20 protein-coding genes are annotated in these 19,091 nt (G+C 62.4%); 7 read left to right on the top strand and 13 right to left on the bottom strand.

Annotated features, from left to right (window positions below; genetic code table 11):
* Position 1: 1 nt before the first annotated feature.
* From ABIE56_RS14470 to ABIE56_RS14480, 3 genes are read left to right on the top strand one after another with little or no spacing between them, the layout of a single operon-like run.
* Positions 2-841, top strand: coding sequence for a CheR family methyltransferase (locus ABIE56_RS14470; protein ID WP_429244487.1), 840 nt, complete (start codon positions 2-4; stop codon positions 839-841).
* Positions 842-861: 20 nt separating this feature from the next.
* Entirely contained in the window at positions 862-1,407 is a 546-nt protein-coding gene (locus ABIE56_RS14475) for a chemotaxis protein CheB (RefSeq protein ID WP_429244581.1), read from the top strand.
* Entirely contained in the window at positions 1,404-2,393 is a 990-nt protein-coding gene (locus tag ABIE56_RS14480) for a diguanylate cyclase domain-containing protein (protein WP_429244488.1), read from the top strand. Before ABIE56_RS14475 ends, ABIE56_RS14480 begins: the two co-directional genes overlap by 4 nt.
* Positions 2,394-2,405: 12 nt before the next feature.
* On the opposite strand, the gene ABIE56_RS14485 is transcribed toward ABIE56_RS14480, so the two are convergent.
* The gene (locus ABIE56_RS14485) at positions 2,406-3,284 is read right to left on the bottom strand and encodes a LysR substrate-binding domain-containing protein (protein WP_429244489.1); all 879 of its coding nucleotides are present in this window, start codon (positions 3,282-3,284) and stop codon (positions 2,406-2,408) included.
* Between the two features lie 96 nt (positions 3,285-3,380).
* Between ABIE56_RS14485 and ABIE56_RS14490 the strand changes: the two genes are divergently transcribed.
* The 3 genes from ABIE56_RS14490 (at position 3,381) to ABIE56_RS14500 (ending at position 6,102) form a co-directional block, all read left to right on the top strand.
* Complete coding sequence (locus ABIE56_RS14490) at positions 3,381-4,394, top strand: YeiH family protein (RefSeq protein ID WP_429244490.1); 1,014 nt, start codon at positions 3,381-3,383, stop codon at positions 4,392-4,394.
* A gap of 181 nt (positions 4,395-4,575) precedes the next feature.
* Positions 4,576-4,845: a phosphopantetheine-binding protein gene (locus ABIE56_RS14495; protein WP_429244491.1), complete on the top strand. Its 270-nt coding sequence runs from the start codon at positions 4,576-4,578 to the stop codon at positions 4,843-4,845.
* Positions 4,846-4,863: 18 nt separating this feature from the next.
* Complete coding sequence (locus ABIE56_RS14500; protein ID WP_429244492.1) at positions 4,864-6,102, top strand: beta-ketoacyl-[acyl-carrier-protein] synthase family protein; 1,239 nt, start codon at positions 4,864-4,866, stop codon at positions 6,100-6,102.
* Here the strand turns inward: ABIE56_RS14500 and ABIE56_RS14505 are convergent.
* From ABIE56_RS14505 to ABIE56_RS14520, 4 genes are read right to left on the bottom strand one after another with little or no spacing between them, the layout of a single operon-like run.
* Positions 6,097-6,960: an arginase family protein gene (locus tag ABIE56_RS14505; protein ID WP_429244493.1), complete on the bottom strand. Its 864-nt coding sequence runs from the start codon at positions 6,958-6,960 to the stop codon at positions 6,097-6,099. The two genes, ABIE56_RS14500 and ABIE56_RS14505, sit on opposite strands and share 6 nt — an antisense overlap.
* Positions 6,935-7,999, bottom strand: coding sequence for a GNAT family N-acetyltransferase (locus tag ABIE56_RS14510; protein WP_429244494.1), 1,065 nt, complete (start codon positions 7,997-7,999; stop codon positions 6,935-6,937). Before ABIE56_RS14510 ends, ABIE56_RS14505 begins: the two co-directional genes overlap by 26 nt.
* 19 nt (positions 8,000-8,018) lie before the next feature.
* Positions 8,019-9,422, bottom strand: a complete 1,404-nt coding sequence (locus ABIE56_RS14515) for an aspartate aminotransferase family protein (protein WP_429244495.1) — start codon at positions 9,420-9,422, stop codon at positions 8,019-8,021.
* Positions 9,419-10,135, bottom strand: a complete 717-nt coding sequence (locus ABIE56_RS14520; RefSeq protein ID WP_429244496.1) for an MtnX-like HAD-IB family phosphatase — start codon at positions 10,133-10,135, stop codon at positions 9,419-9,421. The genes ABIE56_RS14515 and ABIE56_RS14520 overlap by 4 nt, the downstream gene beginning before the upstream one ends.
* A gap of 129 nt (positions 10,136-10,264) precedes the next feature.
* Here ABIE56_RS14520 and ABIE56_RS14525 point away from each other — a divergent pair, with 129 nt between their 5' ends.
* A complete protein-coding gene (locus ABIE56_RS14525; protein ID WP_429244497.1) occupies positions 10,265-11,029 on the top strand; it encodes a MipA/OmpV family protein in 765 nt (254 codons plus the stop codon).
* A gap of 7 nt (positions 11,030-11,036) precedes the next feature.
* Here the strand turns inward: ABIE56_RS14525 and ABIE56_RS14530 are convergent, their stop codons facing one another.
* From ABIE56_RS14530 to ABIE56_RS14565, 8 genes are all read right to left on the bottom strand, one after another.
* The gene (locus ABIE56_RS14530; RefSeq protein WP_429244498.1) at positions 11,037-11,816 is read right to left on the bottom strand and encodes a CPBP family intramembrane glutamic endopeptidase; all 780 of its coding nucleotides are present in this window, start codon (positions 11,814-11,816) and stop codon (positions 11,037-11,039) included.
* A gap of 76 nt (positions 11,817-11,892) precedes the next feature.
* Positions 11,893-13,677 (bottom strand): XVIPCD domain-containing protein, encoded by a 1,785-nt coding sequence (locus ABIE56_RS14535; protein WP_429244499.1) that lies wholly within the window; start codon positions 13,675-13,677, stop codon positions 11,893-11,895.
* A gap of 9 nt (positions 13,678-13,686) precedes the next feature.
* Entirely contained in the window at positions 13,687-14,235 is a 549-nt protein-coding gene (locus ABIE56_RS14540; protein WP_429244500.1) for a hypothetical protein, read from the bottom strand.
* Positions 14,236-14,393: 158 nt separating this feature from the next.
* Positions 14,394-15,011, bottom strand: a complete 618-nt coding sequence (locus ABIE56_RS14545; protein WP_429244501.1) for an XVIPCD domain-containing protein — start codon at positions 15,009-15,011, stop codon at positions 14,394-14,396.
* Positions 15,011-16,708, bottom strand: a complete 1,698-nt coding sequence (locus ABIE56_RS14550; protein WP_429244502.1) for a type IV secretory system conjugative DNA transfer family protein — start codon at positions 16,706-16,708, stop codon at positions 15,011-15,013. Before ABIE56_RS14550 ends, ABIE56_RS14545 begins: the two co-directional genes overlap by 1 nt.
* A 168-nt stretch (positions 16,709-16,876) precedes the next feature.
* The gene (locus ABIE56_RS14555) at positions 16,877-17,191 is read right to left on the bottom strand and encodes a non-heme iron oxygenase ferredoxin subunit (RefSeq protein ID WP_429244503.1); all 315 of its coding nucleotides are present in this window, start codon (positions 17,189-17,191) and stop codon (positions 16,877-16,879) included.
* The gene (locus ABIE56_RS14560) at positions 17,188-17,721 is read right to left on the bottom strand and encodes a GNAT family N-acetyltransferase (protein ID WP_429244504.1); all 534 of its coding nucleotides are present in this window, start codon (positions 17,719-17,721) and stop codon (positions 17,188-17,190) included. The genes ABIE56_RS14555 and ABIE56_RS14560 overlap by 4 nt, the downstream gene beginning before the upstream one ends.
* Positions 17,722-17,835: 114 nt before the next feature.
* Positions 17,836-19,083, bottom strand: a complete 1,248-nt coding sequence (locus ABIE56_RS14565; RefSeq protein WP_429244505.1) for an aminotransferase class V-fold PLP-dependent enzyme — start codon at positions 19,081-19,083, stop codon at positions 17,836-17,838.
* Between the last annotated feature and the right edge of the window lie 8 nt (positions 19,084-19,091).

A 19,091-nucleotide genomic window follows, 5' to 3' on the forward strand; every position in this document is an offset into this window, starting at 1 on the left:
GGTGGACGTCGAGGACATCGAAATCGAGCTGTTCATCCGGGCCATGCAACGGCGCCACGGCTACGACTTCAACGACTACGCGCCCGCGTCGTTGAAGCGACGTGTGCAACAGCTGGTGCGAACGCACGATGCGGGCACGATCAGTGAACTGAACCGCCGGCTCCTGCACGAGGATGGCTTCGTCACCCGCGTTATTGAAGGGCTATCGGTTCCGGTATCGGAGATGTTCCGTGACCCACCGGTATTCCGCGCCCTGCGGGACAAGGTGTTGCCGGTGTTGGCGTCATATCCGGAAATCAACATCTGGCAGGCGGGCTGTGCGCATGGGCAGGAGGTCTATTCGCTCGCCATCCTGCTCGAGGAAGCCGGCCTCTACGACCGCGCGCGCATCTACGCGACCGATTTCAACGATGCGGCGCTGCACGTGGCGGCCGAAGGCATCTACGCCACGCGTGACGCGCGGGACTGGTCACGCAACTATATTGAAGCAGGCGGACTTCGCTCGTTCAGCGATTACTACAGCGCTCGCTACGACTTCATCAAGCTCGACCAGCGGTTGCGTCGCAACGTGACGTTCTTCAACCACAACCTGGTCACGGACGAAGTGTTCTGCGAGGCACACCTTATCCTGTGCCGCAACGTACTCATCTACTTCAACAACGCCTTGCAGGACCACACGCTCGCCCTGTTCCGCGACAGCCTGGTGCGTGGCGGCTTTCTCTGCCTTGGCACACGCGAGAACATCGATTTCTCGCCGGCCGCCGCCTGCTTCACCGATATCGACGCGGCACTGCGGATCTACCAGGCAGGCGTCTCCGTGGCGAGGCCTTTGACACGATGACCGCGCGGGCCGCCATCGCGATGGGTTGCAGCGCAGGAGGCCTTGCGGCCTTGCAGCGCGTGCTCCCTGCGCTGGACCGGCGGCTCGCCGTGCCCATCGTGGTCTGCTGCCACACGGGATCGGCCGATGTATCCCTGTTGGTGGAGATCCTCGCCCGAGTCTCCGCCCTGCCCGTGGTCGAGGCCGCTGAACGCGCCCCTGCCGATCCGGGCGTCGTCCACGTGGCGCCCAGTGGTTACCACCTCCTGGTAGAACCCAACGCGCATTTCTCGCTCAGCGTGGATGCGCGCGTTACCTATGCCCGACCGTCAATCGACGTGCTCTTTGAAACCGCTGCGGACGCGTGGCAAGGCGGCCTCGTGGCGGTACTCATGACCGGCGCCAATTCCGATGGCGCCACCGGCCTGAAGGCCGTGAGGCATGCCGGTGGCTACGCCATCGTGCAGGATCCGCTGAGTGCTGAATCCGATGTCATGCCGCGCGCCGGCCTGGATATCGCTGGTGCCGACGCGTGCCTCCCACTCGACCAGATTGCGCAACGACTTAACGAACTTTGCATCCCATGACCCCGATTCGCCCCAAGATCCTTGTCGTCGACGATACCCCCGCCAACCTGGTAGCCATGCGCCGCCTGCTTGCGCGCGCCGACGCAGACATTTTCGAAGCCGACAACGGTAACGACGCGCTTGCCCTATGCCTGGACCACCAGTTCGCGCTGGTGTTGCTCGATGTGAACATGCCCGGCATGGATGGCTTTGAAGTCGCCGAGCTCATCACCGAGACCGAGCACCTGCGCGAGACACCCATCATCTTCGTGACGGCCGCTTACGCCGACGATATCAACCGCATGAAGGGCTACACCGCCGGTGCGGTGGATTACATCGCCAAGCCCATCAACGATGCGATCCTGCAATCGAAGGTGAAGATCTTCCTCGAGCTGTATCGTGCCCGCGCGCTACTGCAGCACGCACTGGATGAGCTCTCCGTGCGCAACCAGCAGCTCACCACGGAAGTGGCCGAGCGCACGCGCATGGAGCAGCTGGTGCGCCACCAGGCCACGCACGATGCGCTCACCGGCCTGCCCAATCGCGTGCTGTTTCGCGAACGGCTGGAAGCCGCTCTCGCCACCGCCAACACAGGTGGTGCGCCGTTTGCGCTCGCCTATATCGATATCGACGGTTTCAAGGGCGTGAACGATGGGCACGGCCACGCCGCTGGCGACGAGCTGCTGAAAGCGATCGCGGCCCGGGTCGATGCTCGCACGCGTGGTACCGATACGGTGGCGCGCCTTGGCGGTGATGAGTTCGCGGTGCTCCTGCACGACACAAGCGACGGCCAGGCCGCGGTCGCACGCTGCCAGACCCTGTGCGATGCCATCGCCGAGCCCTACACCCTCTCGGTAGCGGACCTGCGCATTCCCGCGAAGATCGGCGCCAGCATCGGGGTCACGATGTTCCAGCCCGGCGACGCCTACGACCGCCTGGTTTCGACCGCTGACGAAGCCATGTACGAAGCGAAACGCAGCGGCAAAAACCGCTGCGTGCTCAAATAGGGATCATCTGCCCTACCCCAACGAAGCCAAAAACGCCTCCAGAACAGCCCCCCGATACCGCTGCCGGTGCAACAAGACCGACAGCGTGCGCCGCAAATCAAGGAACGGGGTTGGCAACACGGTGAGTCGGCCTGTTGCCACCGCATCGGTCACGGCGACTTCCGGCAAGCATGCGATACCGAGCCCCGCGATCACCGCCTGCTTGATCGCCTCGGATTGATCGAGTTCCAGCACGGTGCGTCCTTCGGGCAATTCCGCGAGCGCCCGTTCGCTGAGTGCACGCGTGGCGGATCCGCGCTCACGGAGCACCCAGCGCTCCCCTGCGAAGTCGTCGCGCTTCAGGCGCTTCTTTCCCGCGAGCGCATGCCCCGGTCGCGCGCAGACCACCAGCCGGTCTTCGCGCCAGGGCCGGGCTTCGATCGCCGGATGAGTCACGGGCCCTTCGACGCAGCCAATATCCACATCATGGTCGAGCACACCCTGGGCGATGCGGTCGGTGTTGGCGACGGTAAGGCGCAATGCCACGGTGGCGTGCGTATCGACGAATGGGCCGACCAGGTCGCCCACCAGGTAATTGCCCACCGTGTTGCTGGCACCCACCCGGAGCTCGCCACTCAGCGCCGTCACGGCGCCCGAGGCACGCCGGGCGAACTCGGCATGCCTTTCCACCAGTTCGCGCGCCAGCGGAAGCAGGTTGCGGCCGCGGTCGTTGAGCCGCAGGCGCCCTCGCTCGCGGTCGAACAGCGGCTCGCCGATCTGACGTTCCAGCTCGCCCAGCGCCATGGAGGCCGCTGGCTGGCTTAGGTGCAGCCGCTCACTGGCAGTGCGAACGCTGCCCGTGGTGGCGATATCGACGAAGACTTCCAATTGCCGCGGGCTGAAAGAGTGCATAAGTAAACCTTATGCCTTCAATCAATCATCTTCAATATGCTTATTGAGTTCGAGAGCGGACAATGAGCCTGTCCCGATTAAACCAAGGCCCCTCACGTGTCTGCCGTCGCCACCTCCCCCGCGCCCGAATCCCGCCTGCCCGGCATCCTGCTCGCCTTCGCCGTGGCCGCGGTGGCGTTCGGCCTGGGTCGGTTAATGCCGCTGGTCGGCGGCGCGGTCTGCGGCATCGTCCTTGGCATCCTCGTCCGTCACTTCGCGGCGCCCTCGGCCCGCTTCCAACCGGGCATTCGCTTTGCGGGCAAGCAGATCCTGCAATGGTCGATCATTGCCCTGGGGTTTGGCCTCAGCCTGAACCAGGTCGCCAAGACGGGCCTGGAATCACTGTCGGTCACCCTGGCAACGGTTGCCGCCGCAGGGTTGGTGGCATGGCTCCTTGGCCGGGTGCTGCGCGTGCACGACAAGCTGCAGGTCCTGATCGGTGTTGGCACCGCCATCTGCGGTGGCTCGGCCATCGCTGCCGTGGTGCCGATCATCAAGCCGGATGACCACGACACCGCGTTCGCGATCAGCACCATCTTCCTGTTTAACCTGGTGGCGGTGCTGCTGTTCCCGCTGCTGGGCCACGCCATGGGCCTCTCTGATCTCGGCTTCGGCCTGTGGGCTGGCACGGCGATCAACGACACGTCATCCGTGGTGGCTGCGGGCTATAGCTACAGCCATGCGGCGGGCGATTACGCCACGATCGTAAAACTCACCCGCGCCACGCTCATCATTCCGATCAGTCTCTCCATCGCCTTCATCGTGGCATGGCGCCAGAAGCGCGGCGGCGCCGGCGATTTCAGCCTGGCGAAGATCTTCCCGTGGTTCATCCTGTGGTTCCTCGTCGCCTCGGGTGTCCGCACCGCCGGCCTCGTCCCGGAAGCCATCGTTCCCATCATCCACTTCATCGCCGAGTGCCTGATCATCGTCGCACTCACGGCCATCGGCCTCTCCGCCGACCTGCGCCGCATGGCGAAAACCGGTCCGCGCCCGATCCTGCTGGGCCTGGGCACCTGGGCCGCCGTAGCACTCACCAGCTTGCTCGTGCAGCATCTGATCGGGCGTTGGTAAATTTCCAATCATCGCGACGCATGCTGTCGTATCTAAGCCCATGCTCAGGCTTTCCTCACTAACCCGCACAATGATCACTCATCTGCGAAAGGCCCGGAAAAGGCAGCCAGCCTAGAGTGATTTTCGCTGGGCCATTCGGGTGTCATGCCGGCATCCGGTCCAGCGGGATCGGGAGGTCATCATGAACGCAGATGTCGCATCGCGCGTGCTGGATATCGTCGCAAAACAGAGTGGTCGCGACCGCTCCACCATCAGCACGACCAGCATGCTCAAGGATCTGGATATCGACTCGCTCGAGGCGATTGAAACGGTGTTCGAACTGGAAGAAGAGTTCGGCATCCAGATTGCCGACGATCACGGCGGAACAGGCACGGAGACACTCCAGTGCCTGATCGATGCCGTTGAAAACGCGCTCGCCCATACCGCCAAACCGACCGAAACAACCGCCTGAATCGCGGGAAATATAACCATGACAGGCGTTCCGCGGGGGCCATCCAGCCGCGTCGTCATCACCGGCATGGGTGCCATAAGCGCTCTCGGCGCAAGCGCCGAGTCGCACTGGGCAGCTTTGCGCGATGGCCGTTCAGGGATCGCCCCACTGCAGCATGCAAGGTCTTCGGACTTGCGCGTGCGCGTCGCTGCCCAGATACACGACTTTGAGCCGCACGATCATTTCAACGAACGCCAGTTGAGCGTTCTGGATCGCGTATCGCAATTTGCCCTCATCGCCGCTAACGAAGCAGTGGCGAACGCCGGATGGACGCCCGCAACCACCACGGGCCCGCGTATCGCGGTCATCATCGGTACCGGAACCGGCGGCGAAACGAGCCGCGACGAAGAATGCCGGCGGCTGTACCAGGAGAACGCGGCACGCATCCACCCGTTCAGCATCGTCCGCGCCATGGCAAGCGCGCCAGCAAGCCACATTGCGATGGCCGTAGGCGCCACCGGTGCGGTCTTCGCTGTCACCAGCGCATGCGCGTCCTCGAACCACGCCATGGCCCAGGCGGCGCTGCTCATCCGTGCCGGGATCGCCGATATCGCCATTACTGGGGGCACCGAAGCCTGCCTGAGCTATGCCACGTTGCGCGCATGGGAATCCATGCGCGTGCTGGCCGATGACACCTGCAGACCTTTCTGCCGCCAACGCCGGGGCGTGGTACTGGGGGAAGGCGCAGCGGTGTTTATCATCGAATCGCTGGCTCATGCACGTGCGCGTGGCACCGAGCCACTGGCCGAACTCGCGGGAGCGGGCATGAGTTCCGACGCAGGCGATATCGCGGCCCCGTCCGCGGAAGGCGCCGCTGCCGCCATGCGCTCCGCGCTCGATGACGCCGGCATGGACGTCGCCGAGATTGATCACATCAATGCCCACGGCACGGGCACCGCCGCCAATGACGTGACCGAGACGCTAGCGATACGCCAGGCGTTCGGGGCGCATGCGGACCGCATCGCCGTGACCTCCACCAAATCGATGCACGGCCACGCACTGGGTGCCGCTGGTGCGCTGGAGCTGGTTGCCACCCTGGGCGCCATGCGCGATGGCGTCGTTCCGCCGACCGCCAATTTTCTCGAGCGGGACGAGGCATGCGACCTGGATATCGTCGTAGGCCAGGCGCGCTACATGCCCGTACGGGCCGCACTCTCCAATTCGTTTGCCTTCGGCGGTCTCAACGCCGTGCTTGCTCTGCGGCAATGCCCGTTATGAACGAATGGCGTCCAACAGGCGCAGGTTGAGGGCGTGCTGCTGCACTTGCCACCCGCGTAGCCGGAGCGGATCGATATCGGGTTGTTCATCCATGGCGCTGAGCCGGCGCTTCCACCAGGTCTTGTAGGCGTACCGTGAGATGTCGCCCGTGACATCGCTGCCGATGATGCGACCGTGCAGGCTGCGGATGATGGCGTCGCCACCCGCTTCACTCAGCGTACCCTGGTCCCAGTTGGTCATCGCCACATCGGGTGCGTAGGCATCCTTGTCGATCGACAGGTAAACCGGCTGGGTCGTACCCAACTGCATGGCGACAAAGTCTTCCACCATCGCATCCGCATCAGGAAAGGTGCGGAACGCGGTCTCAAGCCCCATCCTGCTCGCCCAACGGGTATCCACGCCGTTCGACCAGTAGGTGAGCTTTCCGGCCTTCAGTGGGCCGAGGTAGTTTTCCCAGGCATGGGCTTTGCCAATGTCGGTCGACGTGATGCCGATAACGTGAACATGCGTCACCCGCGGCATCATCGCCACCCGGCGCACCCACGAACCGCAATGCACGCCGAACGGGAAGCGCATGTTGTCGGGGTGGTTATCGAGCACCACCACCTGGAACGCGTTCTTGCCCGGCACACGTGTAACCAGCGGCCAGGTAAGGTGATGGAAATCGCCACTGCCGAGGAAGACGGTGCCGTGCTCACGTGGCAAGGTGGCATCGAGTGTCAGGCCAAGCCGGCGAAGCCGACCCAGCGAGCAGCCGAACCGCACGCCCTCTTCATGTTCACGAAGCGGAACGACAAGGCGTCCGGGCAGCTCGCCAACCGAGCCATCCAGGTCAAGGACGATCGGCTGTGTCGACACGTGGCACCCATTGGCTATCGGATTCGAAGTGGTGCCGGAACCGGGACATGATGGCGCGCAGCAACGGATTACGGATGAATACTGCGTGCCGGGTCAGGTGGAAGCTGGCGCCGAGGTTCGCTTTCACCTCAGGGTCACTCCAACCCGCTACGTAGTGCGTAAGCCCTCGGGCGAGCGCGTATTCCAGGTTCACGAACCAGCTCACGAAATACAGGTTCAGGTCGCGGGCAGCCGGGTAGGAAAAGCCCACGTATTTGTCGAGCAGCTTGCCGCCATGCTCGTAGCAGAGGTTCCAACCGATGAGCCGGCCTTCATGCCTGTAAGTAAATACCACCCCACCAGGTTCACGCAGGGTGGCCGCGAAAAACTCGCGGGAAAGCTTGTCAAAGTGCACTTCACTCTGCGCGTACACGTTCTCGAACAGGGCGTAGACTTCATCAACCGCCGCGTCGCGATCGAATGCGTGGCCCGTGGGAATCGCCGCGATCGCCAGCTGATCGCGCGTACGCAACTTGCGGCGCAGATTCTTTCTGCGCGATGAAGAGAGCCGCTCGAGGTATTCGTCAACACTGGCAAAGTTGATGGGGACGTACGCAAGCGCCTGCCCCTCGATGATCAGGAACCCCAGATCGCGGGCCGCATCGATGAACCGCCGCGTCCACGCGCGCTCGGCCGCTGAGGTGAGCGGCGAATCCAGCGCGAGATCCTTCACGATCAGCAGCGGCTGTTGCTTGCCATACCGCGCCGACAGGTCGGCGGCCATCATCATCGGATGGCTGCCGGCATTGAACAAGGCGTACTCCGAGACCGTGGTACCGACAAAGCAGGTACGCATCCGGAGCACGCGCTTCAGCAGCCACTGGAAAGGCAGCCGGGTGATCCGCTCACGCAGCGACGCATCGGCCGTGGTGAGCAGGTCGAAATCCGTGGAGAAAAGCGGAGCACCATCTCCCGCCCGGGTCGGGAAGAATCCCTGCGGGGGATGGTGCTCGAATTGCTCGAGCAACGCATCCGGCTCGAGCTGGTTTACGAAGGCCACCGTATGCCAACCCGGGATGTCAGCCGCGCTTGGCCAGCGTCAGCAGCTGGTCAAGCAACGCGATGGCCAGGTCGATTTCATCGTGGCTGATATCCAGCGAAGGCGCGAACGTAATCACGTTCTTGTACCAGCCGCCCACATCGAGCACGAGACCGATCTTCTTGCCTTCGTGAGTCAGGCCGCCGGCCAGGCCGATGTCGACCATGCGGTCGAGCAGCGCCTTGTTCGGCGTGAATCCATCGTCGGTGCAGATCTCGGCGCGCAGGGCCAGGCCCAGGCCATCCACATCACCGATTTCCTTATGACGCTTCTGCAGGTCACGCAGGCCGTCGAGGAAGTGCTTGCCCTTCTCCGCCACCTTGGTCTCGTAATCCAGCTCGTAACCCATCTGTATCACTTCCAGGCCCAGCGCGGTACCCAGCGGGTTGGAGTTGAAGGTGGAGTGGGTGGAACCGGGCGGGAAGATCGTGGGGTTGATCAGCTCTTCGCGCGCCCAGATACCCGAAAGCGGGTTCAGGCCGTTGGTCAGCGCCTTGCCGAACACCAGCACGTCCGGGGTCACACCAAAATGCTCGATCGACCACAGCTTACCGGTACGCCAGAAGCCCATCTGGATTTCGTCAACGACCATTAGGATGCCGTACTTATCCAGCACCTTCTTCAGGTCGATGAAGAAGTTCTTCGGCGGGATGACATAGCCACCAGTGCCCTGGATCGGCTCAACGTAGAACGCGGCGTATTCGGCCTCGCCCACCTTCGGATCCCACACGCCGTTGTATTCGGTTTCGAACAGGCGCTCGAACTGGCGCACGCACGCATCGGAATACTCTTCCGGCGTCATGCCCTTCGGGCGACGGAACGGGTACGGGAACGGGATGAACTGTGCGCGCTCGCCAAAGTGGCCAAAGCGGCGGCGGTAGCGATAGCTCGAGGTGATGGACGAGGCACCGAGCGTACGGCCGTGGTAGCCGCCTTCGAAGGCGAACATCAGGCTCTTGCCGCCGCGCGCGTTGCGCACGAGCTTCAGCGAATCTTCCACCGCTTGCGCGCCACCCACATTGAAGTGGCAGCGGCCATCGATGCCAAACTTCTGCTTCGCATCCACCGCGATGGTCTTGGCGAGCTCGATCTTGCCCTGGTGAAGGTACTGGCTAGCCACCTGCGGCAGCAGGTCGATCTGCGACTTAAGGCGATCGTTCAGGCGCTTGTTGCCGTAACCGAAGTTCACGGCGGAGTACCACATCTGCAGATCGAGGAACGGGGTGTTCTCGCTGTCGTAGATGTAGCTGCCTTCCGCGTGGCGGAAGATCTTCGGCGGATCGACGTAATGCACGGTATCGCCAAACGAGCAGTACTTGGCTTCATCGGCCAGCAGGGCCGCGTCGTCAATCACGATATCGGGGTTGCGAGAGAGAATGTTCATACAGGCAGTTCCACGGTGTTCGGCACGGAAGTGGGCAGGACGGTCTTCGGCGGCAGGCGGCCGTCGATCAGATCAGGGAGAAGGGCGAGGGCTTCATCGAAGCTGGCGATGGGCGCATACGGAATGCCGGCGGCACGGCAGTGTTCAATCAGGCGGTTCTTCGCGAAGACGAAATCGACGCGATCGGCGGCACAGAAATCGGAGGCACCATCACCAATGAGCAAGGTCTTGCCGCCGCGTGCCCGGGCCACTTCGGCGCGGGCGCACTTGCAGGTGCCGCTACGGCAACCATCGGCCGAGAACGGCGACGTGAGCTTCCACTCGCGCGTACCCGCCTGGGTGAGATGATTCGCGACGGTCGGCAGGCTGTCGATACCGTGATTCTTCAGGATGGCGTGGATCGCGTGATCCAGGCCATCGCTCACGATCTCCATGGGAATGCCCAGGTCGATCGTGGCCTTCACGAACGCGGCGAAGCCATGGTCGATATGCAGGCCATTGAGGTGCGTACGCAGTTCATCGTCGCTCATGTCGAGCAAGGCCACCTGCCCGGCCATGCACACGGCGGAACCGATGCGGCCTTCGCGCCAATCGCGCTCGAGCACTTCCCAACCGGGACGGCCGTAGCGATCGAGCAGCGAATCGATCACGTCCTCCACGGCGATAGTGCCGTCGAAGTCGCAGAGGATGTTCCAGTCGGGCGAAGTGAGCACGTAGCGGGCACCGGTGTCAGGATGTTGCGAAGGCTAGGGGCCCATCCTTTCCAATCCCTTTCCCTTTGCTGAAAGCAACTTGTAAGCACCTTGTGGCACCATTCGGGCATTCCCGCCCTGTTTTTACGCATGCGCCGCACGAGCCTCCCCCTCCTTCTTGCGCTTGCCGCATGCGCCACGGCGCATGCCGAAGACGACTCCCCCACTTATGCGTTTGGCGCTGGCGTGCAACGTATGCCCGCCTGGCAGGGCTCCAAGGACACGCGTAACCAGGCCGTGCCGTATATCGATATCGAGCTGCCAGGCGTGGGGGAAATCTCGACCACAGACGGCCTCACCATCGATCTGATCCATGGTGAGCACTGGCACGGCGGCCTGTACGGCAACTGGCTTTGGGGGCGAACCCACAACGAGCTGGGGCCGCAGCTGGGCGGCAAGGTCGCATCGCTGTCCCCGCGCTGGCAAGGCGGTGGCTACCTTGAGTACGCGTTCGACAAGAAGCTCAGCGTTGGCGCGCACGTCGCGCACGATACAAGCGGCGCGGGCGCCTACGCTGCCCTGTATGCGGACTGGCAACTACCGGATGTGTGGTACATCCAGCATTCGCTGGAGTTGCAGGTGGAAGGGATGAATGGTGCCGGCATGACGCGGTTCTTTGGCGTCACGCCCACCGAGGCACAGGCGATCGGTACGGCGCCGTACCAGCCGGGTGCCGGCTGGCATTCGGCGAACCTCGAGTACGACGCCTTCGTGCCAACCTCACAGCACACGGGCTTCGCTGTGGCGCTTTCGTATGCGCGGCTGTATGGCAACGCGGCGGATAGCCCGCTGGTGCGCGATTTCGGTGCCCGCCGCCAGGTCACGACGACCCTGGCATTCGTCGTCCATTTCTAAGGGCACGTCACGCCGGATCGGCGTGCAGGTCGTCGCCTTCGAGGTTCGTGGGAATGGCAAACAGCACGCCCAGCATGACCACGTGCGCCGCCGCCGACAGGTATGGCGCCCAGCTGGGCATGACGATGTCGTACGGCAGCACCGTATCGATCAGCTGGTTGGCCAGGTTCCAGCCCCAGTGCAGGCCTACGGCGAGCCACAGGGTTCCCGCCCGGGCCACGGCCGTGGCATAGGCCAGGCCGAAGAAGAACAGCATCACCCACTCGCCGGCACCACTGCCCAGGCGGTAGATGTGGTTCAGCACGAAGACGACCGCCGATACCAGCACGAAGGCCCACGGTGACCACTGGATACCCGTGGCCCGGTAGATGAAGCCGCGGGTAAGCAGGTCCTCCGCGATGGAGGGCACGAAGGTCACCACCAGCGCCCAAGGCAGTGATGTCGCGAATGACATGGCGGCCGCGGCGGCCGTTTCGGGTGCGCGCGCGGCGAACACGCCAAGGCCCATTCCCACGCACACCGCGACGTACTTCAGCAGGAGCGCGAGAACGAGGCCGCCGGAAAGGAGCACGGGCGTGCTGCGCCGCCATTCCAGCGCATAAGCGTCATACCCCTTGAAGCCCAGCCAGCGTGCAAGCGGCCACGCGACAGCGAGCATGGCGACAAAGAACGCGCCGGATAGCGCCAGGCTGCGGAACACATGCCCACCGAGCCCCTCTGCCGCATGGTAGAGGGCACACAGGACAACGAACGCGATGACGACGCGCTTGCGGTCGACGGCAGGCATGGATTCCCCGGTAAAGTTGGCGCGGGCCACAGCTTAGGGCCGGAAGCCGTTGTGCGCCATAGCCCAGTCGGCAAAATCAGCGGGACATCGACATCCCCTGCTCTTGCTGCTGGTTGAGCTGCACCTGGCGGTCCTGCGCCATCTGGTCCCATTGCAGGTTGGCCATCTGCAAATCCTGGGAAGCTGCTTCGACAGGTGTCTGGAATGCCTCCAGCGCATCGACCTTGCCCCACTTCGTCCTCGGATCATCCAGGTCACCACGGAAAGCCTGGTACATATGCACTTCCGGCTCAATGTTGCCTTGCTTGTCCTGCCCTAGCCCCATATGCGTCACCTGGGTCAGGCCGCAGCGCCGGGCCTGGGCCACCGAGCAATGGGCCAGCCGTTCCATTTGCTGGTCGGATAGGGTGATGCCTTCTTCGGCGTGGAGAGTGGTTAGCTGGTCATGGATCGAGTTGTAAAGGCGGTGGTCACGGTGAGCGGGGTGCGCCGGGCTGGTTGGCGCGGGTGCGACTGGGGCATCCGGCTCAAGTCGCGGAAAGCGGCTGAACTCGATGCGGTTGTCCTGTGCAGCGTCGATCCGGCCTTCCGAACTCAAGACAGGCTGAGTCTTCGGGTCGGTTATAGGTTCTGGGCGGACGGCATGACCCTCCATGTCAAATTCGTCCCCACCACGCCCCCTTCCGGCCAACTGCCCGGACTCTCGTTCCAAGTCATGTTTAAACTGAGCGTCAAGATCCATGACCTCCGACGGTACTGCGCCGACCTGCACACGCGCCCTATCAGGTACCTGAGCAAGTACCTCTTCGCTCGTTTCTTCCGGCAATGCGCACCGTACAACGGGACGGCAATCCGGCGCGCCCTCCTGCGCACCACGCACGCCCCTGGCCCCCAAGCGATCGTGAACACGCGTGTCGTAAATAATGGAGTGCTCTTCCGAACGATGAATCGGATACCTTTGAACATCGTCGTAAAGCTGATCGCGCTCTAGTAGCCTCGGTTCACTAAGGCCGTCAATGAAGTCGATCATCAAATTGCCATTTGCGCGGGCTAAACCATCCGCGTGGTAACTACCACCTACATCCGAATGCGCCCCAGGCACCGTGATGGCGAGCAACCTGCGGTCAGTCGACAGTCCCTGCGGAATAATCATGGATGACGGAAACTGACTACGTCGCTCGTCCTTGGCCGTGATCTGGAGACCCGCGACCACCGAGGGCGAAACGCGGCGATCATGGCGCGAGGGATGCCCCGTGGCGACGGGATCAAACAGCGCGACAGCTTGAGGGATTGTTCCAGCGTCGATCAGCTTCTTTCGCTCTCGGCCGATCTTCGTGGAGACACCTTCATCGTGAAGCCTTCTCGAGAAGGACATCACCTCCTCCCCGCCCCGACTAAAGCCTGTCGACACTACCCTGATACGCGCTTCCGGATCCTCAGCCAGCCATTCCTCTACCCGCGAGGAGAGACGCCTCCGCATGATCTCAACACGTTCATCGTGAGAATAACCTATGGCACCATCAACCATCCGCAACACGAACGCCGACTGCGTTCCGGGCCCCGCAACATAGAAAGACGCGACACGGGGATCCGTCTGCGACTCGAGCTGCTTTGCGATACGCCCCACATTCGTCATGTGATTCGGATCGCCATCTGCGTCATTACCGGTGCCGTCGAAATTTGCAATGAAGAGACGCTCATGCGGATCGTTAGCATGAAGTAGCACAGGGACTCGCATCGAGCCTAAAAGGTACTTTGCTGCGTCATACGACCTTAGGTCGTGAATTGTTGATGGTTTACTGGATACGCCATCCATCCGCCTACCATCACGGCCAATCTTGTGAGTCTCCTTGATTTTCATCGCATTCCCTTAGTAGGTCTTCGAATACGCCAGAACCGAGTCGTGGCGCGCCTTGTAAACTTCGTCACTTCTCCCGGCTGCTTTCTTCAGATAAACCATCGACTGCATGTAGACCCGAACAGTCCGATCATCGACAACCAGCAGAACCATGGGCTCGCCATTCACGCTATCGTCTTCGACAAGCTCTACGGGATCCGCGTGGATGACCACCCGGTCTTTGAAAATCGAACCGATATCGATCTCAGCCTCATGCTTCTCGCCGTCGAGGGACTGCCATGAAACGACCGCCGGATCGGGGAAGTTTCGGATCCCAAGCTGCCCATGCCTGGCGCTCTTAATAACTCCTTCCCTCAATGGCGAAATAGGACCTCCCTCCAGCTCTTCGACCTGATATCGATTTGCATAGAGCACCTTGCAACTACGTGTATTTCCGCATTCCGCCGAGAATGCGTGGTGACGAAAGTGCGTCGGCCTGGGCGTCCTCTTGTTTGACTCAGCCGCTTCACATCCTGTTACCAGAAGCATTAAGGCCGCCAGACAAGTCACTTGGAACCTCATTTCATTTCTCCCTTGGGGAACCTACTTCTTTCCGATTGAAGATCCGAGCATTGATTTCATTTGCCATCTCCTCCTTGGCCGTTTACACATCACTGCGATTAGCCGATAACACTGAATTCGTTGTGCCGCCCGGTTGGCCCGCACAGGCGGAGGTGCAGCTACTGCCATGGATTTGCGCTGTCGTATCTCAAGCCTCGATCCGTGTATCGAATCGTCATGATCAATTGGTTGTGCTTGGTCGCGAGGCCGGTAATCGCCGGAATATCTACAGCGCCTGCCGGCCGCCCGTCCGGCCCCTTACCCGGATGCTGGTGAAGAGTGAGCAGACGTGATGCCCACGGCGCCCCCTTCGGCCATGACTCGATTTCATCCACCTTCTCCAGCTTATTCAGGCGTGCGCAGAAGAATGCCGCCATCGCGAGGCGCTCGGCTTCGTCATTCGATAGGGCATGGCTGCTTCCGGACCGGAAGTTCTCGATCAGCGTTCGGATGTCCGCGTACATCGCGTGCTGCGGATGGCACTTATCTTGCGGTCCGTGAACAAAGGGATCTGACGGACACTCCCCCTGCGACGGAGTGCGGATGTAAACAATGCCATGGTCTTTCGCCAGATCCTCGATGGAAATATCCGGCCAACTGGCCATCTCTTCCGAATCTTCCGTAGCCGAGTCAACGAGCTCCTGCCTGGTCTTGCCCCGGTCATCGGGTGTCGCGCAGCCTGCCAGGACAAACCACATGCCAATGGCGGCCGCAGCCGTTCGCTTACTCCTCTTCATTACGCTCCTTTAGAGGGCGTCATGCCCTTCATCTTCAACGTCTCGACCTCCACCTTCGGCATAAGCCGCCTGGTGAAGTACTTGTCCTGGTAGTAGCGAACCTTGTCCGCCATCACGGGATGCGGAATAGCTTCATAGAAGAACACCTCTTTCTTCGGGCTCATCGCCTTCAGCTCCTGCGGCAGCATCAGTGCACGGCGTTCATCGTTGTGGCTGATGCTTACGCCTTGGCCACGCGTGATGTTCTTCTGTCGTACGGTGGTGTATCCCAGCATTTCCGAGTAGTCGTTCGCGTCGCGCTGTTCGCGGGGCGTGTAGACGATCTGCAGGGCGTGGTTTGTGACGAAGCTGCGCGCCACATCGTGGCCATAGACGGCATCGAGCTGGGAAAGGCTCTGGATAATGGGAAGCAGGCGCAGGTTGTAGCCGGCAATGAATGACACCGCGCTGGCGAGGACGTCGATACGCCCGATGGCGGTAAACTCGTCCATCAGCAGCAAGCACTGATGCTTGAGGTCTTTATTCTGTGCGGGTAGCTCGCTTGTATTGAGTTTGATCAGCTGGCTGAAGAACATATTGATGATCACCCTGCTTTCGGCAAGCTTGTTAGGCTGGATGCCGATGTAGATGGTCATTTTCTTCTTTCGCACATCGGTGAGCAGGAAATCGTTGCCGCTGGTCGCCGCGTCGAGTACCGGATTGAGGAACATGTTCAATGGCTCGCGGAACGAACCCATGATTGACGCGAATGTATCTTCGGACTGGGAGAGCAGATTGTTGAACGCATTCTGCGTGGCGTCGGAAAGATAGGGCTGCGCGGCAAGCTCCTTGAGGTACGCCTTCAGGTCGTCACCCTCCCCCGTCGAGATGCGGAATACCTCGCCCAGCGTGGGTTCGCGCGATGGCTGGAGGCGACTGCCACCCGACTGCGCATCGCGCCGCTCGAACAGGTACATGGTGAAAGCGACGAACGTATTCCGTGCCTGGCTCACCCAGAAACCTTGGTCGCCTATGCCATCCGGATACAGCGTCTCCGCGAGCGCCATAATGTCGGAGATACGGAACACCCCATCCGAGACGTAATGCAACGGATTCCAGCGTGCCGTCCGCAGATCCTCAGCGAAGGGATTGAACAGGTAGACATCCTGCCCCTGCGCCTTGCGCCAGCCGCTGGTGAGGTCGAAGTTCTCTTGCTTGATATCGAGAACAACGATGGAGCCCTCGTAACTGAGCAGGTTGGGGATAACAATGCCCACGCCCTTGCCGCTGCGCGTCGGCGCGGCGAGGATCGCGAACTGCTGGCCGGACATGTAGACGAGGCGGCGGCCACGGCGACCCACAACGAGGGCGGTAGGCGAGTGCGTGAACATGCCCTTCTTTGCCAGGTCGCGAGTCGAAGCGAAGCGCGCCGCACCATGCAGCGCCTTCCGCGGCGAGCGAAACATGAGGACGAGCACGGCGAGTGCGCTGAGAAGCGGCACGGCAACGCCGATACCACCGGCGAGCCAGATCCGCCAGACGTACGGTTGGAACGCGGCTTCATGCACGTGTTCGTAATACGCCCACCACACCAGCCACCAGCGCTCACCCACGTCGACGCCAAGTAACCACGCGACCAGCTGCGCCGCGATCCACGGCGCCCAGCCCACCGCGCCCAACACGATGGCAACGGCGACCACCCACTTCCCTGTACGCATGACACTCCCACCGGCAAGAACGAAGGATCATTCTTTGCCACGAATTAAGTGTCATTCAATGGAAGTTTTCGCAACCCTATGTAGGTCTTCGACTTACAGACGTGCCGACTTTGCCCGACGCTGGGCGTCAGGCGATTCCTACCTCAGAGATGCCTCAACACGACCGCGTCAGCGGTCGTCGCGCGTCCAGATAAAGCCGTCCGCTTCCTGCACGGGAAACACCGTCACCGGCTCATACGCAGGCGGGCATGTGACTTCGCCCGAGCGCAGGTCGAAACGCGCGCCGTGGCGCACGCACTCCACTTCGAAGCCAATCACCGGGCCGCCGGCGAGCTCGCCGCCGTCATGGGTGCAAACATCCTCGATGGCGTAGAGATCGCCATCGATGTTGTAGACGGCGATGGCGGTATCGCCATCCCACACGACGCGGAATTCGCCAGGCAGAAGCTCGCTGCGCGTGCCCACTTTCACCCAGCCGTTCACGCGCCCAGGTCCTTCACGAGGTATTCGAAGCGCAGGTCGTCGCGCTGGGGCAGGCCGAAGCGCTCATCGCCATAAGGGAACGGCTTGGTGCGGCCCGTACGGGCGTAGCCACGGCGCTCGTACCAGGCGATCAGCTCGGCGCGGATATCAATGACCGTCATCTCCACGCGCTCGCTGTGCCACTCCTCGCGGGCGATGCGCTCTACTTCTTCAATCACGAGGCGGCCGATGCCCGTGCCCTGGAACGGCGGGTGCACCGAGAACATGCCGAAGTAGCACACCGGTCCCTGCCGCTCGATGTAGCAGGAGGCGGCGACCAGGCCATCACGCTCGAACAGCACGAAGCGGCCATTGGGGCCGGTAAGCAGTTCTTCGATCTCGGTGATGTCGGTGCGGCGGCCGTGGAGGAAATCAGCCTCGGTGGTCCAGCCGGCACGGCTGGCATCACCGCGGTAGGCGGACTCGACCAGGCTGGCGATGACGGCGGCATCGGCCTGGGTGGCGGTGCGGAAGGTGTGCTTGGGGGTCATAGGGCGATTTTAAGCCCGGGGAAAGCATTGCGCGCAAGGGTGTGCCTGTGCGCGCGGTGCCGTAAACGCTATCGCGCGCAAGCGCGCTCCTACAGGGGGCGGCCGCCCTGGCTATCAGAGGAGGAGCTTGCGGACCCGGCCGACGGCCGCGATGAACTCGTCCACTTCGGCCTTGGTGTTGTAGAAGGCCAGCGAGGCACGCAGCGTGGCCGGCACGCCGAAACACTGCATGAGCGGATGGGCACAGTGGTGGCCGGAGCGCACGGCCACGCCCTGCAGGTCGAGCAGCGTGGCCATATCGTTGGCGTGGGCGCCTTCGAGCAGGAACGAGATGACCGGTTCCTTTTCCTTGGCCTGGCCGAAGATGCGGACACCTGGCAGCTCGGCGATAGCCGCGGTGGCGTAGGCCAGCAAATCCTGCTCGTGCGCTTTCAGGCGATCGAAGCCGATGCCCTCGAGGTAATCGATCGCCGCTTTCATGCCGGCAAAACCGGCGATATTCGGGGTGCCTGCCTCGAAACGGTGCGGCGGATCGGCGAACACGGTGCCTTCGAAACGCACTTCGCGAATCATCTCGCCGCCGCCAAAGAACGGCGGCATGGCCATGAGGTGTTCGCGCTTTGCCCACAGCGCGCCGGTGCCAGTGGGCGCCAGCATTTTGTGGCCGGTAATCGCGTAGAAGTCGCAGCCCAGCGCCTGCACATCCACCTTGCGGTGCGGAGCAGCCTGCGAACCATCCACCAGCAGCGGAATGCCACGCTTGCGGCATTCCCGGGCGATCTCGCGCACCGGGTTCACCGTGCCGGTCACGTTGGAAACGTGGCCGACACAAGCCAGCTTCACCTCGGGGGTAAGCAGCTTGAAGTATTCCTCGAGGATCAGCTCGCCCTTCTCGTCGATCGGGGCAGCCTTCACCACGGCACCGGTGCGCTCGGCGACCAGCTGCCACGGCACGATGTTCGCGTGGTGCTCCATCACCGTGGTGACGATGGCATCACCGGGCTTCAGCCGCGGCAGGGCGTAGCTGTAAGCAACCAGGTTGATCGCCTGGGTCGTGCCCGAGGTAAGGATCACCTCGTCGCGCGAGGGTGCGTTGATGAAGCGGGCCAGGGCATCGCGTGCACCCTCATACGCCGCCGTCGCCTCTTCGCCGAGCGTGTGTACCGCGCGGGCCACGTTCGCATTGTGCTCACGATAGTGGCGATCTACCGCCTCGATCACCGACACCGGCTTCTGGCTGGTGTTGGCGCTATCGAAGTAGATCAGCGGCTTGCCGTGCACGGTACGCGACAGCAACGGGAAGTCGGCGCGGATGCGCTCGACATCAAGCGGGAGGGGGGCGGTCTCGGCCCTGGCATTCATGGCTTGGC

Source organism: Luteibacter sp. 621, from assembly GCF_050435445.1.
GTDB lineage: Bacteria > Pseudomonadota > Gammaproteobacteria > Xanthomonadales > Rhodanobacteraceae > Luteibacter.